Raw genomic sequence first — 15,561 nt, forward strand, 5'->3', positions numbered from 1 at the left:
TCGGCCTCAGGTGGCGAGCTTGCGCAGCCGCGAGGAGGCCACGTCGATCAGCGACACCGACACCACCAGCATGATGAGCACCGCCGCCGTCTGCGCATAGGCGAAGCCGCGGATCACGTCCCACAGCACCATGCCGATGCCGCCCGCGCCCACCATGCCCACCACCGAGGCCGAGCGCACGTTGGATTCGAAGCGGTAGAGCGCATACGAGATCCACAGCGGCATCACCTGCGGGATCACGCCGTAGACGATCTCGGCCAGCGGGTGGGCGCCGGTGGCGCGGATGCCCTCCACCGGCTGCGGGTCGATCGCCTCCACCGCTTCAGAGAAGAGCTTGGCCAGCACGCCGGTCGTGTGCACCCAGAGCGCCAGCACGCCCGCGAACGGGCCGAGGCCCACCGCCACCACGAAGAGCAGCGCGAACAGCATCTCGTTGATGGCGCGGCAGCCGTCGAGCAGGCGGCGCACCGGCTGGTGCACCCACCACGGCGTGATGTTGGCCGAGGCGAGCAGTGCGAGCGGCACCGAGCACGCGATGGCCAGCGCCGTGCCCCACAGCGCGATCTGCAGCGTGACCACCAGCTCGGTGACGTAGTGGCGCCAGTCGCTGAAGTCGGGCGGAAAGAAGCCACGGGCGTACTCGCCCATGTTGCCGCCGTCGCGCAGCAGGTCGAGCGGGCGCATGTCGGCACCCTTCCAGCTGGCGGCGAGCACCGCCAGCAGCATGCCCCACACCGCGAGGGTGAGGAGCGAGGTGCGCGGCGGGGCGATGCGGTCGGCCACCGGGGCGAGGCTGAGCGAGGACACGGCTTACTTCGCGAGCGCGATCTGCTGCGCCAGCTCGGCCAGGCGCTGGTCGATGTCCTTCAGCTTCTTCGCGCGCTCGTCGGCGGGCAGCGCGGTGTCGGCCTCGACCTTGCTGCGCTCCTTGGCGAGCTCGAGCTGGCGGATCGGCGTGAGCTGCTGGTTGTCGGACTTCACGAAGGCCGACCAGGTGAGCGTCTTCATCACCTCCTTCTCGCGCGCGTCCTTGCTGCCGTAGGTGAAGAAGAAGTTGCGCAGCTTCTGCTTGGTGACCTCATCGAGATCCTTGCGGTACAGCAGCGGGTCGCTCGGGATCAACGGCGAGCGCCAGACTTCGCGCAGCTCGGCCGCCTTTTCCGGCAGCTTCGCTTTCACACGGTCGAAGGTGTCGCTCGCCACCGTGGCCACGTCGACCTGCTTGTTCGCCACCGCGAGGATGTTGCTCTCGTGGTTGGCGCGGGCGCTGCGTTTGAAGTCGCGCACCGGATCGACCTTGTTCGCCGCCCAGGCATAGAAGCCCGGCACCAGCGTGCCGCTCGTGGAGTTGGTGTCACCCATGCCGAGGGTGAGGCTCGTGCGCTGCTTCAGCACGTCGTCGAGCGACTTGAGCGGGCTGTCCTTGTGCACGATCATCAGGCTCCAGTAGCCCTGCGTGCCGTCGAGCGAGACGACCTTGCCGAACACTTCGCCGTTCGCGCGGTCGACCGCTTCCATGCCCGACTTGTTGCCCATCCACGCGAGCTGGACCTTGTTGAAGCGCATCGCCTCGATCACGCCGGCGTAGTCGGGCGCGAAGAAGGCGGTGACCTTGAGGCCGGTGGCCTTCTGCAGGTCGTCGATCAGCGGCTGCCAGGCGGTCTTGAGGTTGGCCGAGGACTCGGTGGCAATGATGCCCATCTGCAGCTCACGGGCCTGCGCATGGGCATGCTGGTGGAGCCACATCGAGGCGGTGGTGGCGAGGACGAGAAGAATGGCTCTGCGGTTCATGCGGGGCTCCAAAGGGGGTCAGGCGGCCAGGGGCACGGGGTGGAAGGGCGCCGAGGCGTCGTGCGGCCTCGGCATGAGTTCATCGGTCTGCGTGCCGTAGAGGTCACGCAGGCGTTGCGGGGTCAGGTCGCGCGTGGCGCCGTCGTGCACCACCTCGCCGGCGCGCAGCGCCACGGTGCGCGGGCAGTAGGCGAAGGCGTAGTCGATCTGGTGCAGCGAGACGATCACCGTCACGCCCAGCTCGCGGTTCACTTCGGCCAGCAGCTCCATCACACGCCGGCTCGATTCGGGGTCGAGCGAGGCGATGGGCTCGTCGGCGAGGATGATCTGCGCGCCCTGGACCAGCGCGCGCGAGATCGCGGCCCGCTGCTGCTGGCCGCCGGACAGCGTGGAGGCGCGCTGCCAGGCGCAGCGCTCGATGCCCACACGTTTGAGCGCGTCGAACGCGCGTTGCAGCTCGTGTTGCGGAAACTGCGCGAAGAGCCCGCGCCACAGCGGCTGGCGGTGCAGCGCACCGGCCAGCACGTTCTTCATCACGGAGAGGCGGTCGACCAGGTTGAACTGCTGGAAGATCGCCGCCACCTGCGCCCGTGTGGCGCGTGCATCGCGGGCCAGCCTGCCGCCGCGCTGCAGCGTGCGGCCCAGCACCTCGACGTGCGAGGTGCTGCTAGCGTCGGCCCGGTGCAGCCCGTTGAGGTGGCGCAAGAGCGTCGACTTGCCCGAGCCCGAAGCGCCGAGCAGCGCGACCATCTCGCCGCGTTGCACGCTGAGCGACACGTCGCGCAAGGCGGTGTGGGCACCGAAGGTCTTGCGCAGCTGCGTCACCTGGATCACGTTGTTCGTCATGCTTGGCGTCCTCGTCTTCAAACCTCGAAGATTGTGGGAAGCCAGCGTGACGATTGCGTGACGACTCCTCTACAGGGAGATGAAAGGTCTAGATGACTACGGCACGCTGTAGCTGGCCAGCGGCTGGCCGAAACGGATCAGCCAGAGACGCGTGTCCCGCTCGCTGTCGGCCCCGCGCGCGAGGCGGGCGCCCACCACGCCGGCCGGGCAGCCGGAGACGATGGCACCGCTCGCGTCGACCGTGCAGTCCTCGATGCTGCCGGCCACCGTGGCGCCCGCCGCGTCGAGCAGGATGGTGCGCAGGCCGAAGTCGTTGTCGTTGACGAGGGCCAGCGTGTTGGCGTCCACGAGGGTCAGGCCCTCGGCCTTCTCGGCCACCCAGCCGGCGGCGTTGAGGTCGAGCAGCTCGGTCTTGCGCAGGGTGACGACGGTCGAGTAGTCGGCGCCGTTCGAGGCGGCCTGCGTGATGCTGCTGATCTCGAGGTCATGGCCCTGCGCGGTGATGTCGGTGGCGTTGGCCGGGATCTCCACCAGGTACAGCTTGTTCATCACCCGCGCATCGCTCTTGCGAGCACCCTGCTCGATGACGATGAACTTGCCATGGCCGAGGCTCACCACGTCGCCGAGCTTGGCGTTGCCGGTGCGGTCGCGGTCGTACTGCGTGCCGTCGATCGGGTAGGCGTAGAGCTTCGAGGTTTCGGTCGTCGGGTCGAACTCGAGCCAGCGCACGAACTTCGCGATGTGGCGCACGTCGGTGTTGCTGCCGCCGGGCGGGCGCGCGCGGAGGGACGCGCCGTTCGCGTCCTTCGGGTCGATGGGGCTTTGCAGGAAGCCGTGCAGATTGCCGCTCGCGACATCGAGCGTGAGACCTTCCATGCCGCGGTTGACGCGGCGCTTGGCGAGCACGGCCGGCAGGTCGGCGGCGCCCGGCCCCGGGCCGTACTTGCGCTCGATCACGCCGGTCGTGCGGTTGATGCGCACGATGAAGGGGCCGTATTCGTCGCTCGCCCACAGCACGTTGCGCGCGGCGTCGACGACGATGGATTCGGGGTCGAGGCCGTTGGCGTCGTAGTTGGCGGTGGCCGCATCGAAGCGGTAGGCGTCGTTGAGCGGCGTCTCGCCGGTCGAGCCCGTGCCGGCCTGGGGCGGCAGGCCAGTGATGCGGGTGGTGGCGTTCGACCGGAGCGGGGTGGCGCTCTGGAGCACGGCGTTGGCGCCCACGCGGATCACGCCGAAGCTCGGCGCGAACGAAGGCGCTGGGAACACCTTGCTGATGCCGTTGCCCGTGCCGCCGGGCACGGGCGCGCTGGGGCCGTCGCCATTGGGGCCGCGGTCGGTGATGGCGTAGAACTCGAGCGTGCCGTCGGCGAGTCGCTCCTTGAAGGCGAGGCCGGAGCCGTAGGCGGGCAGGAAGCCGCTCGCGAAGTCGGCCGCGATGGCGGCGTTGCGGCCTTCGTAGGGAAGGTTGAAGGACGCGGCCGCCTGCAGCTCGTGCTTGGTGACGCTCACCGACACGTTGCCGAGCGCATTGCTCTGCGCATAGGCCTGCGGCGCCGGCGCGGTGGGGCCGGAGGTGTCATCGTCGCCACCACCGCAGGCGGTGAGCAGGAAGGTGGCCGCGGCAAATGCGGCCCAGGAGCGAGTGTGTTGTTTCATGGTCGTTGACGGACTGCGACGGTGCAGCCCCCCATTGCATGACGTCGGCATGAAACCCGTGTGACACTCCCGCGCATAAAACCGGGCACGTCGATGACCCGAAGGGAGTGTGTGATGTGGCATGGATGGGCCTTGGGTCCGATTTGGCGTGGCGCGGCGGGCCGCCTGCGCGACTGGGTGCGGCGCAGGCTGAAGATGGGTGCTCCGCCGCCCGCGGCGGCGGCCGGCGTGCAAGGCTCAGAGGCACGGGCTCGCCTGCGGCGCCTGCTGGAGCAGCGGCGCTCGGCCGATGCGCTCGCCGTCTACATCTCGACGCTCAAGGTGCATCCCTCATTCGACCCTGGCACGGTGGCGGTGGTGCCGCTCACCAAGCAGGCGCTGAAGCAGCAGCGGCCCGACCTCGCCCTGCAGCTGCTCGAAGCCTTCGGCCAACGGCGGCCAGCCGACACGCGCACAGCGCTCTATCGCTGGCTGCACGGGCAGGCGTTGATCGAAGCTGGCCGTGGGCCGGAAGGCGTGGCGCAGCTGCAGGCGCTGATGCTGCACCACCCGGGCGATCGGCACGCGCGCGAGGCGCGCAGCCTGCTGGCGCACCACCGCGACAGCGGCACCACGTCGACGGCCTGAGGCGCTGAGCGCGGCTCAGGGCAGGCGTGGCCGGTGCGCCGCGTCGGGGGTGGCGATGAAGGCCTGCAACTCCGCCGCCCGTGCGTGCTGGGGCGACAGGCCCACGAAGGTGCTGTAGGCCGCCAGCGCCTTCTTGTCGTCGCCAGCCTGCAGCTGCGCATCGCCGAGGTTGAGGTAGGCGAGCGCGCGGCTGCCGTCCATCTCGATGGCCTTTTCGAACCAGCGCGCCGCTTCGACCGGCTTGCCGCGCTTGAAGTAGACGAAGCCGAGGTTGTTCGCGGCGAGCGCGAATTTCGGTTGCAGCTTCAGCGCCTCGGTGAACGCGGCTTCGGCTTCGTCGTAGCGGCGCTCGCGGTAGAGCGCGAGGCCGCGGTCGTTGGCGCGCTGCGCGGCCACGCGGGCTGGCACGGCGGTGGCGGCGGTGGTGATGAGCTTCACGTCGGCGCCATCGAGGTTCTTCACCGTCACCTGCACCGCCGCACCGGGTTTGGCGGCTTCGGGGGCGGCGTCGTCGAGGCGCTTGGCGAGCTGGCTCGCGGCGGCGTCGAGCTGGCGGGTGTCGGCGCTCAGGCCGTCGCGCTCGATGGGCAGCTCGAACACGAACTCGCCACCTTCCGAGCCGGGCAGGTTGCCGAAGGCCGGCGTCTGCTTGGCGATCGCGCTGACCGAAGGCGCCACGTAGGCCGCGAGCTCGGTGCCGGTGATAACACCGTCGCCGTTCAGGTCGGCCTTGCCGTTAAGGGCCTGCAAGAGCGTCCAGGTGAAGACCGAGTGGCCGCCGGGGCCGTCGTCGGCCACCTGCTGGTCGGCACCGCCGGCCGTGAGCATCTGGCGGCCCACGCGACGTGCGTTGTCGGCGAGGAAGTTCTTGCTGGCACCGGCGCCGCCACGGGTGAGGCCGAGGCCGGAGTAACACGCGTCGACCATGAACATCACGTGCTTGGCGCTGATGGCTTCGGCCACCTCCTGCAGCTGCGGCATCGAGATCGCATCGCTCGCGAAGTCTTGCAGTGAGGCATCGACCGGGATCAGGTAACCCACGTCGCGCCCGCTCGTCAGCTTGCGCGTGCCGCCGTGGCCGGCGAAGAAGACGAGCACCCGGTCGTCTCGCTTGATGCGGGCGCCATCGGCGAGGCGTTCGTTGAGGGCCTTCAGGATGTTGGCGCGCGTGGCCTCGCCGTCGTAGAGCGCGGTCACGTTCTCGGGCTTGAAGCCGAAACGGGTGGTGAGGGCTTCTTGCACCGCCTTCGCGTCGCGCACCGCGTGCTGCAGGCCGGGCCACTTGCCGTACTTGTCGATGCCGATCACGAGGGCGTGGCTGTCGCGGTAGAGTGTGTCGCTCGACGCGGCCATCGCCGCATCGGGCGCGGCCTTCTTCGGCGTGCCGACGACGAACTTGCCGTCGCGCCAGGTGGCGAAGCGGTAGCCGTCGGCCACCAGCGCATCGAGCACCGCCGGCAGCGCCTGCACCGTGCGACCCTGGATGTCGTGGAAGAGGATCACGCCGCGCTGGTGCTTGTCGACTTCGCTCAGCACGCGCTCGGCGATGGAGCGCGGCACCGGGTCGGCCCAGTCCTGCGAGTCGATGTTCCACATCATCGAGTGCAGCTTCAGGCCTTCGACGGTGGCCAGCGAGACTTCGTTGCGCGCACCGTAGGGGAAGCGAAAGAGCTTCGAGGGCTGGCGGCCGGTGGCGTCGAGCAGCGCCTCGGTGTTGGCCGCCTCGACCTTCACCGCATCACCCGTCAGCTTGGCCATCACGCTGTGGCTGTAGCTGTGGTTGGCGAGCTGGTGCCCGGCGGCGAGCACGCGCTTGGCCACCGCCGCATGGGCGCCGGGCCTGGCTTTGCCCTCGGCGTCGACGCTGCCGAGGTTGCGCCCGAGGTGGAAGAAGATCGCGGGTGCGTCGTAGCGCTTGAGGATGTCGAGGATGTCGTCGGTGTAGCGTGCGTGCGGGCCGTCGTCGAAGGTCAGCACCACGGTCTTGGGTGGCAGCGACATGCCGAAGATCTCGCGCGTGTCGGCCTCTTCGGCGCCCGCCTTGCCGCTCGGTGCGGTGTACGGCACGACGGTGGCGTAGTCCTTCAGGATCTGCTCTCGGTTGTAGAGCGTCGAGAGCTTGGCGACGTAGTCGCTCCACTTCTCGCGCTTGAGCTCGATGCCGCGTTTCGCGAAGCGCCCGAAGACCTCTTTCAGCTCCTTGTCGTAGGCCTGCTCCACCTCGGCGAGCACGGCCAGGTCTTCGTTGGCGCGCTTGGCGAGCTTGAGGCCGGCGATGGAGTGCGAGCTGCTGTAATGCGCGGCCACGCGGGTCAGGAACTCCTTGAATGCGAGCCGGTCGGCATCGAACCACGAGGGCTCGCCCTCGATGCGGTCGAGCAGTGTGTTGACCGCGCCGAGCACGGCCGGGTCTTGCGCGGTGGCGGCGGTGGTCAGCGTGTCCAGGCGCTGCTGCATGTCGTGGAACAGCATCTGGCCGACGGCCGCGACCGCGCGCCGCTCGGCCGGCTTCAGGCTGCGCTCGCCGTGCATCAGCACGATCATCTGGCGGTGCGAGGCGAGCACTGCGTCGGCCATCGGCGTGAGCTGTGGGGCTGGCGCGTTCTGCGATGCAGGCGCGGCGGGGCTGGCGGCGACCGCCGCGGTCGGCGTGGCCGGAGCTTCCGGCGTCTCTTGCCGCTGGCAGGCGACCAGCATCAACAGGCAGGAAACGGCGAGGCTTCGGCGCGGCGTGAACATGGGCATGGAATGTGGGTCGGCGAAAGACGCGCGACGATAGCGCACCCGCCTAAAATCGCGGGCTGCTCTTCCCTCCAGCTTTTCCGGCGCCCGACGCCCGGCCTGTCGTCATGAACCTCAGCTCCCTCACCGCCCTCTCGCCGCTCGACGGCCGCTACGCCTCTCGCATGGGGCCGCTGCGGGGCCTCCTGTCCGAGTTCGGCCTGATGCACCGGCGGGTGCAGGTGGAAGTGGAGTGGTTCATCGCGCTGTCGGACGCCGGCTTCGCCGAGTTCAAGCCACTCACCGGCGCCGGGCGCGGCCTGCTGCGCGGGCTCGTCACCCGCTTCTCCGAGGCCGACGCGCAGGCCATCAAGGAGATCGAGAAGACCACCAACCACGACGTGAAGGCCGTGGAGTACTGGCTCAAGAGCCGCTTCGAAAACAGCGCCGAACTGAAGGCCGCGTCGGAGTTCGTGCACTTCGCCTGCACCAGCGAAGACATCAACAACACCAGCCACGGCCTGATGCTCAAGGCCGCACGGCAGGACGTGCTCTTGCCCACGCTCGACAAGATCATCGGCGCGCTCACCACGCTCGCGAAAGACCTGGCCGATGTGCCCATGCTGGCGCGCACCCACGGCCAGACCGCCAGCCCCACGACGGTGGGCAAGGAAGTCGCCAACGTGGTGGCCCGCCTGCAGCATGCGCGCGAGCGCATCGCCTCGGTCAAGCTGCTCGCCAAGATGAACGGTGCGGTGGGCAACTACAACGCCCACCTCTCGGCCTACCCCGATTTCGACTGGGAGTCATTTAGCCGCAAGGTCATCGAGAAGCAGCTGGGCCTGGAGTTCAACCCGTACACCATCCAGATCGAGCCGCACGACTACATGGCCGAACTGTTCGATGCGGTCACGCGCACCAACACCATCCTCATCGACTGGTCGCGCGACGTCTGGGGCTACATCAGCCTCGGCTACTTCAAGCAGCGCACCAAGGCGGGCGAGATCGGCTCATCGACGATGCCGCACAAGGTCAACCCGATCGACTTCGAGAACGCCGAAGGCAACTTCGGCCTCGCCAACGCCCTGCTCAGCCACCTGAGCCAGAAGCTGCCCATCAGCCGCTGGCAGCGCGACCTGACCGACAGCACGGTGCTGCGCAACATGGGCGTGGCCATCGGCTATGCGGTGCTGGGCTACGACAGCCTGTTGAAGGGCCTCGGCAAGCTCGAAGTCAACCGCGAAGCGCTCGCCGCCGACCTCGACTCGGCCTGGGAGGTGCTCGCCGAGCCCATCCAGACCGTGATGCGCCGCTACAAGCTGCCCAACCCGTACGAGCGCCTGAAGGAACTCACGCGCGGCAAGGCCATCACGCGCGAGGACATCCAGGCCTTCATCGGCACGCTCGAGATCCCCGAGAGCGAGAAGACCCGCCTAATGGCGATGACGCCCGGCAGCTACACCGGCCAGGCGGCGGCGCTCGCCGGGCGCATCGACGCCGGCAAGCCGGCGTCGAACTGACGTCCTACTTCAGCAGGCCTTCTGCCTTCAACGCCGCCTGCACCTGCGGGCGTGCGCTCACGCGCGCGAGATAGGCCTTGAGGTGCGGCACGTCCGACAGCGGCAGCCCGAGGAAGTTGGACCAGTTCACGATCGTGAACGCATAGGCGTCGGCCACGCTGAATTCACCCGCCAGGTACTCGCGCGAGGCGAGGTGGCGGTCGAGTTCGGCGAAACGTGCGGCGAGCTTCTCGCGCACGGCCTGCTTGGTGGAGTCGGCCGTCTCCTTGTGCCACAGCCAGGGGCTGAAGGCCTTGTGCAGCTCGCTCGCCACGAACGCGAGCCACTGCGTGACCTGCAGGCGGCGCTCGGTGCGGGGTGCGCCGATCAGTGCGAAGGCGGCGTCCTGGTCGGCGATGTGCGCGAGCAGCGCGGCCGCTTCGGTGTGGCGGCTGCCGTCGTCGAACTCCAGCATTGGCACGTAGCCGCGCGGCGAGATGTCGAAGTAGTTGCGGCCGTCTTCGAGCGTGTGCCGGGCGAGGTCGACCTTCACGAGCTCGAAAGGCTGGCCGGCTTCGCGCAGGGCGATGTGGACGGCAAGCGAGCAGGCACCGGGGGCGTGGTAGAGCTTCATGGTTCAAGTCCTTTCAGGGTGAGGAACGATCAGGCGCGCGAGGCGCCGGGGGTGAGGAAGGGGCTGCGCTTCAGGCTGTAGTCGCCGTCGCCGAGCAGCCAGTGCACGAGCGAGGCGACGGCGAGGAACACCGGGTACTCCCAGCCGCCGCCGGTGCTGGTGTGCACCCAGCCGTTGGGCAGGTGCACCCAGGCCGCGGCCAGCAGCACCGGCACCAGCAGCAGCGAGACCTGGCGGGCGTACACCCCCGCCAGCAGTGCGACGCCGCCCAGCAGCTCGGCGGCAAACACCGGGTAGGCGAGCGCGCCGGGCAGGCCGATGGAGTCGAAGAACTGCGCCGTGCCGGGCAGCGTGAAGACGAAGAGCTTGAGCAATGCGTGCGCGATCCACATCGTGCTGAGGGCGACGCGCAGCAAGAGCAGGCCGAGGGAGGTGGGGGTCATGGAAGGGCTCCGTTGAGTGATGACGGAGCGAAATCTATGATTGCGCCTGTGCATTTAAAATAGGCAGAACGGCAAACGATGAATGCATCCATGCAATCGACCCTCGGCGCCGCCGAGCTGGCCCTGCTGCTCGCGCTGGTGCGCGGCGGCAACCTCGCCGCAGCCGCGCAGCTGGCGGGGGTCGACGGGTCCACCGTCTTTCGCACCGTGCAGCGCGCCGAGAAGGCGCTGGGCCAGCGGCTCTTCGAGCGCTCGCGCAGCGGCTACCAGCCCACCGAGCTCGGCCAGCGCCTCGCCCACCACGCCGAGCGCATCGAGGCCGAGCTGGAAGCGGCGCGCGCCGAGGCTCGGCTCGATGCCGGCGCGGTGAGTGGCGTCGTGCGCATCGCCACCGCCGACACGCTGCTCAAGGGCCTGCTGATGCCGGTGCTCAAGCCGCTGCATGCGGCGCACCCGGGGCTGCGGCTCGACATCACCGCGCGCAACGAACTGGCCAACCTCACCCAGCGCGAGGCCGACATCGCCCTGCGCGCCACCGCCAAGCCGCCGCCGCATGTGGTGGGCCGTGAGCTGGGCACGGTGCGCAACGCGGTGTTTGCGCCCAGGCCTGCGGGCCGGCGCGCGCGGGTGCTCGACCTGAGCACCGCGCCGTGGATCAGCGTCGACGACGCGATGCCCGACCACCCCTCGGTGCGCTGGCGCCGCAAGCACTTCCCGCGGGCGGAGCCGGTGCTCTGCGTCAACAGCGTGCAGGCGGTGTTCGACGCCATCGTGGCCGGCCTCGGCGTGGGCCTGGTGCCGGTCTTCCTGGCCCGCGAGCGCCACGATGTCGTGCAGGCGAGCGAGCCCGTGCCCGAGTGCGACGTGCAGCTCTGGCTGCTCACGCACCCCGAGTCGCGCCATCTGCGGCGCATCGCCACCGTGGCTTCACACCTCGCAGAGCACATCGCTCTCTAAAATCCGGCTCTCATGAAATTCACCGACCAGCTCGCCGCCGCTCAGCGTGGCAACGACTCCCTGCTGTGCGTGGGCCTCGACCCCGAGCCGGGCAAGTTTCCGGCCAAGTGGAAGGGCGACGCCGATCGCATCTACGACTTCTGCGCCGCCATCGTCGATGCGACCAAAGACGTGGCCTGCGCCTTCAAGCCGCAGATCGCCTACTTCGCCGGCAACCGCGCCGAAGACCAGCTCGAGCGGCTGATGGCCCACATCAAGCGCGTGGCGCCCAGCGTGCCGGTCATCCTCGACGCCAAGCGCGGCGACATCGGCTCGACCGCCGAGCAGTACGCGCGCGAAGCCTTCGAACGCTACCAGGCCGATGCGGTCACGCTCTCGCCCTTCATGGGCTTCGACTCCATCGAGCCCTGGCTGCGCTACAGCGGCAAGGGCCTGATCCTGCTGTGCCGCACGTCCAACCCCGGCGGCTCCGACCTGCAGGCGCGACAACTGGCGAACGGCGACCTGCTGTACGAGCACGTCGCCAAGCTCGCGCAGGGCCCGTGGAACACCACCGGCCAGCTTGGCCTGGTGGTGGGCGCGACCTTCCCCGGCGAGATCGCGCGTGTGCGCGAACTGGCGCCCACGCTGCCGCTCTTGATCCCCGGGGTCGGCGCGCAAGGCGGCGATGCCGAAGCGACCGTGAAGGCCGGCTTCAAGCCCGGCGGCACGATCGTCGTCAATTCCTCGCGCGCGGTGCTCTACGCCTCGTCGGGTGACGACTTCGCGAGCGCCGCGCGGGCCGTGGCGGTGCAGACGCGTGCGGCGTTAAATGCCGCACGGTCATCCTACGCAGCCGGGTAAAACACGCATCGCACGCCCGTGCATGGCGCGGGACACTTGCGGCTGGCCGTGGCGCCTGAGCGTGCCGCGGCTGCCGCATGACAGAAGTACACGACACGTCCGAGGGAAGTGCCACCGCCACCAGGCGCAATGGCCTGAATGCCACCATCGCCCGCCTGTTCTTCGGGCTGGGCTGCGGCATGTCCGTGGTGGGTGCGGCCGCCTACGGGCTGCTCGACCTCCGGCTGGAGCCCGGCATGCAGGCGATGCTGGTGTCGGTGTGCTCGGCGCTGGCGCTCGTCTTCGCGCTCGCGACGGTGCTGCTGCGCCGCGCGCCCCTGTCGACGGTGATGCTGGTGGTGGGCTGGAGCGGCGTGACCGTGGTGGCGCTCACCGCGGTCGGGGTCGGCGAAGGGGTGCGCAGCCTGAGCCTCGGCTTCTTCGGCCTCATGGTGTGCCTGGTGACGGTGCTCACCAGCCTGCGCGCCGGCCTGGTGCTCGCGCTCGGCTGCGTGGCAGCGGTGCTGGGCCTCACCTGGGCCGAGTCGGCCCGGCTGCTGCCCGGTGTGCTGGCGCTGCAGCGCAACCCCACCGTGCTGCACGTGATCGCGCACATGATGCTGCTTGCGACCGCCGTGGTGGCCGGCACGCAGATGTCGCAGATGATCGACCGCGCGATGCGCGACGCCGAAGAGCGCCAGCAGCGTTTTCGCAACCTGCTCGCCATCGCCGCCGACTGGTACTGGGAGCTCGACGCCGACCTGCGCTTCAAGCGCATCGACACCCATGTGCACGCGAGCGCCGGCCCGGCCGCCGAAGCGCGCATCGGCCAGCGCCCCTGGGAGAGCCCGCAGCTCGACATGGACCCGATCGCGCTCGACCTGCACCGCCAGGACCTCGAAGCGCACCGCCCCTTCAGCGACCTGCCGGTGCGCTACCGCTCGCCCTCGGGCCGGCTGTCGCACTTCAGCGTGAGCGGGCGACCCCGCTTCGACGAGGACGGCCACTTTCGCGGCTACTGGGGCGTGGGCCGCGACATCACACCCGAGGTGCAGGCGCGCGAAGCGCACCGCGCGAGCGAGACGCGCTACCGCGAGCTCTTCGCGATGTCGCCCACGCCGCTGGTGCTGCACCGCAACGGCATCACCATGCTCGCCAACGAAGCTGCGGCCCGCCTCTTCGGCTTTGCGAGCCCCGAGGCGATGGGCGGCTTCAACCTCGAGCAGCTCTACCCCGTGCCGCAGCGTGGGCTGCTGCACGACCGCATCCGTACGCTGAACGGCTACCCCATCGGCAAGACCCTGGACCTGGCCGAGTTCCACCTGCACGCCGTCGACGGCCGGCGCCTCACGGTGCAGGCCAACAGCGCCCGCGTGAGCACCAACGACGGCACGGCGATCCTGTCGATGTACTTCGACGTGACCGAGCGGGTGAGCACCGAGATCCAGCTGCGCCGTTCGCAGGCGATGCTGTCGCACCTCTTCGCCACCAGCCCCGACTTCATCACCCTGAGCGACATGGAGACCGGCGTCTACGTGATGGTCAACGAGAGCTTCACGCGCATGTTCGGCTACAGCGCGGCCGAGGTGGTGGGCAAGAGCGCGCTGGAACTCGGAATCTGGTACCAGCCGGCCGACCGCCAGAGGATGGTGGCCGAGCTGCTGGCGCACGGCGGCGTGAACGAAGTGGAGACGCTCTTCGTGCACAAGTCGGGCGCCATCGTCACGCTGATGATGTCGGCCGGCCGCTTCACGATGGACGGGCGCAACTACCTGGTCGTCAACGGCCGCGACGTGACCGAGATCCAGCGCACGCGTCTCGAGCACGAGGCCATCCTGAAAAACGCGTCGATCGGCATCGCGCTCACGCGCAACCAGCGCTTCCTGCAGGCCAACCCGAGCTTCGAGCGCATGTTCGGCTGGGCGAGCGGCGAGCTGATCGGCAAGCCCGGCGCGGTGGTGTGGGCCACCGAAGAAGACTATGCCGAGGTGGGCCGCATCGCCGGGCCCTTGCTCTCGGTGGGCAAGCCGGTCGAGATCGAACGTCAGATGCTGCGCCACGACGGCACGCTCTTCTGGTGCCGCCTGCTCGCGCAGGTGGTCGACCCCGGCCACCCGAGCATGGGCGGCACCATCTGGATCGCCGAAGACGTGACCGAGCGGCGCCAGATCGAGCAGGCACTCGCCGCCGCGCGCGACGTGGCCGAGGCGGCGAGCCGCGCCAAGAGCGCCTTCCTCGCCAACACCAGCCACGAGATCCGCACGCCGCTCAACGGCCTGCTGGGGCTCGCAAGCCTCGCGATGCAGAAGGGTGTCGACGAGAAGCGCCGCCTGCAGTACCTGGAGCAGATCCAGGACAGCGCGCAAAGCCTCTCGGGGATCATCAGCGACATCCTCGACCTTTCGAAGATCGAAGCCGGCAAGTTCAGCATCGAGGCGGTGCCGTTCAATCTGCGGCACCTGCTGAAGGCGGTGCACCATGCGTACCAGTCGCTCGCCACGGCGCGCTCGCTGCAATTGAAGCTCGACGTGGCACCCGACGTGCCGGTCACCGTGCTCGGCGACCCCGTGCGCCTGCGGCAGATCCTCAGCAACTACATCACCAACGGCCTGAAGTTCACCGAGCGCGGCGAGGTGAGCCTGGAGGTGTCGATGTCGACCGCCCCGGCGCGCTCGGGGCAGGTGCGCTTCACCGTCAGCGACACCGGGCCGGGCATCGACACCACCACGCAGAAGCGCCTGTTCCAGCCCTTCACCCAGGCCGACGATTCGACGACGCGGCGCTTCGGCGGCACGGGCCTCGGCCTGTCGATCTGCAAGGAGCTTGCGGAGCTGATGGACGGCGCGGTGGGCGTCGACAGCACGCCGGGCATCGGCAGCCGCTTCTGGGCCGAGCTGCCCCTGCCACCGACGGACCTGCCGGTGGTCGACCCGCGCGTGGAGGCAGAGGACATCCAGCGCCTCGAAGGCCTGCGCGTGCTGCTGGTGGAAGACAACCCCGTCAACATGATGATCGGCGTGGCCATGCTCGAGCAGTGGGGCGTGGAGGTGACGCAGGCCGCCGATGGCGCCGAGGGCGTGGCGGCGGTGGAGCGGGCGCAGGCGGCGCAGCGGCCCTTCCATGTGGTGCTGATGGATGTGCAGATGCCCCGGCTTTCGGGGCATGAGGCGGCGCGGCAGCTGCGGTGCCTGTACTCCGCGGAGGAGCTGCCGATCATTGCGCTCACCGCGGCTGCGCTGGTGTCGGAGCGCGAGGAGGCGTTGGCTTCGGGGATGAACGACTTTTTGACGAAGCCGATTGATGTGCACAAGTTGAGGGTGGCGTTGGTTCGGGCGGTGGGGTGATGTCTTTCGCTGCGTGGTGGGTTGCCGGGATTTCGCCCCGGCGGGCGACCTTCTTTTCTTTGCTTGCCCAAAGAAAAGAAGGCAAAAGAAAGGGCACCCCGTTCGCCGGTCGGCCTAGGGCCGACTGCTCTGCGCTGCTCGGACTTTGTGGGTCGGGCAGAACTCACTCCGCGAGCTTCGCTCGCTGCGTTCAAACAGCTGCCCGAAGTCAGATTACGAAG

General features: G+C 69.1%; 12 protein-coding genes. 5 read left to right on the top strand and 7 right to left on the bottom strand.

Going from position 1 to position 15,561, the window contains the following annotated elements; all coding sequences use genetic code 11:
- Positions 1 to 6: 6 nt before the first annotated feature.
- From phnE to RXV79_RS00975, 4 genes are all read right to left on the bottom strand, one after another.
- Positions 7 to 807, bottom strand: a complete 801-nt coding sequence (gene phnE / locus RXV79_RS00960) for a phosphonate ABC transporter, permease protein PhnE (protein ID WP_316701443.1) — start codon at positions 805 to 807, stop codon at positions 7 to 9.
- A 3-nt stretch (positions 808 to 810) separates the two neighbouring features.
- Positions 811 to 1,791: a phosphonate ABC transporter substrate-binding protein gene (gene phnD, locus RXV79_RS00965; RefSeq protein WP_316701444.1), complete on the bottom strand. Its 981-nt coding sequence runs from the start codon at positions 1,789 to 1,791 to the stop codon at positions 811 to 813.
- A gap of 18 nt (positions 1,792 to 1,809) precedes the next feature.
- A complete protein-coding gene (phnC, locus tag RXV79_RS00970; RefSeq protein ID WP_316701445.1) occupies positions 1,810 to 2,637 on the bottom strand; it encodes a phosphonate ABC transporter ATP-binding protein in 828 nt (275 codons plus the stop codon).
- Between the two features lie 96 nt (positions 2,638 to 2,733).
- A complete protein-coding gene (locus tag RXV79_RS00975; protein WP_316701446.1) occupies positions 2,734 to 4,293 on the bottom strand; it encodes an esterase-like activity of phytase family protein in 1,560 nt (519 codons plus the stop codon).
- 132 nt (positions 4,294 to 4,425) lie between these two features.
- On the opposite strand from RXV79_RS00975, the gene RXV79_RS00980 reads away from it, so the two are divergent.
- A complete protein-coding gene (locus RXV79_RS00980; protein WP_316701447.1) occupies positions 4,426 to 4,920 on the top strand; it encodes a tetratricopeptide repeat protein in 495 nt (164 codons plus the stop codon).
- 15 nt (positions 4,921 to 4,935) lie between these two features.
- Here RXV79_RS00980 and RXV79_RS00985 read toward each other — a convergent pair whose 3' ends face one another.
- Complete coding sequence (locus RXV79_RS00985) at positions 4,936 to 7,665, bottom strand: polysaccharide deacetylase family protein (RefSeq protein WP_316701448.1); 2,730 nt, start codon at positions 7,663 to 7,665, stop codon at positions 4,936 to 4,938.
- Between the two features lie 104 nt (positions 7,666 to 7,769).
- On the opposite strand from RXV79_RS00985, the gene purB reads away from it, so the two are divergent.
- Positions 7,770 to 9,161 (top strand): adenylosuccinate lyase, encoded by a 1,392-nt coding sequence (purB, locus tag RXV79_RS00990; protein WP_316701449.1) that lies wholly within the window; start codon positions 7,770 to 7,772, stop codon positions 9,159 to 9,161.
- Positions 9,162 to 9,165: 4 nt separating this feature from the next.
- Here purB and gstA read toward each other — a convergent pair whose 3' ends face one another.
- Together gstA and RXV79_RS01000 are read right to left on the bottom strand one after the other, a co-directional pair.
- The gene (gstA, locus tag RXV79_RS00995; RefSeq protein WP_316701451.1) at positions 9,166 to 9,774 is read right to left on the bottom strand and encodes a glutathione transferase GstA; all 609 of its coding nucleotides are present in this window, start codon (positions 9,772 to 9,774) and stop codon (positions 9,166 to 9,168) included.
- A gap of 29 nt (positions 9,775 to 9,803) precedes the next feature.
- A complete protein-coding gene (locus RXV79_RS01000; RefSeq protein ID WP_316701453.1) occupies positions 9,804 to 10,217 on the bottom strand; it encodes a DoxX family protein in 414 nt (137 codons plus the stop codon).
- A 78-nt stretch (positions 10,218 to 10,295) separates the two neighbouring features.
- On the opposite strand from RXV79_RS01000, the gene RXV79_RS01005 reads away from it, so the two are divergent.
- The 3 genes from RXV79_RS01005 (at position 10,296) to RXV79_RS01015 (ending at position 15,340) form a co-directional block, all read left to right on the top strand.
- Entirely contained in the window at positions 10,296 to 11,174 is an 879-nt protein-coding gene (locus RXV79_RS01005; RefSeq protein WP_316701455.1) for a LysR family transcriptional regulator, read from the top strand.
- A gap of 12 nt (positions 11,175 to 11,186) precedes the next feature.
- A complete protein-coding gene (pyrF, locus tag RXV79_RS01010) occupies positions 11,187 to 12,017 on the top strand; it encodes an orotidine-5'-phosphate decarboxylase (RefSeq protein ID WP_316701456.1) in 831 nt (276 codons plus the stop codon).
- Positions 12,018 to 12,094: 77 nt separating this feature from the next.
- Positions 12,095 to 15,340 carry a PAS domain S-box protein gene (locus RXV79_RS01015; protein WP_316701457.1) on the top strand — a complete coding sequence of 1,082 codons (3,246 nt, stop codon included), beginning with the start codon at positions 12,095 to 12,097 and terminating at the stop codon, positions 15,338 to 15,340.
- Positions 15,341 to 15,561 lie beyond the last annotated feature (221 nt).

Origin of the sequence: Piscinibacter gummiphilus, from assembly GCF_032681285.1 — a bacterium.
Lineage (GTDB): Bacteria > Pseudomonadota > Gammaproteobacteria > Burkholderiales > Burkholderiaceae_C > Rhizobacter > Rhizobacter gummiphilus_A.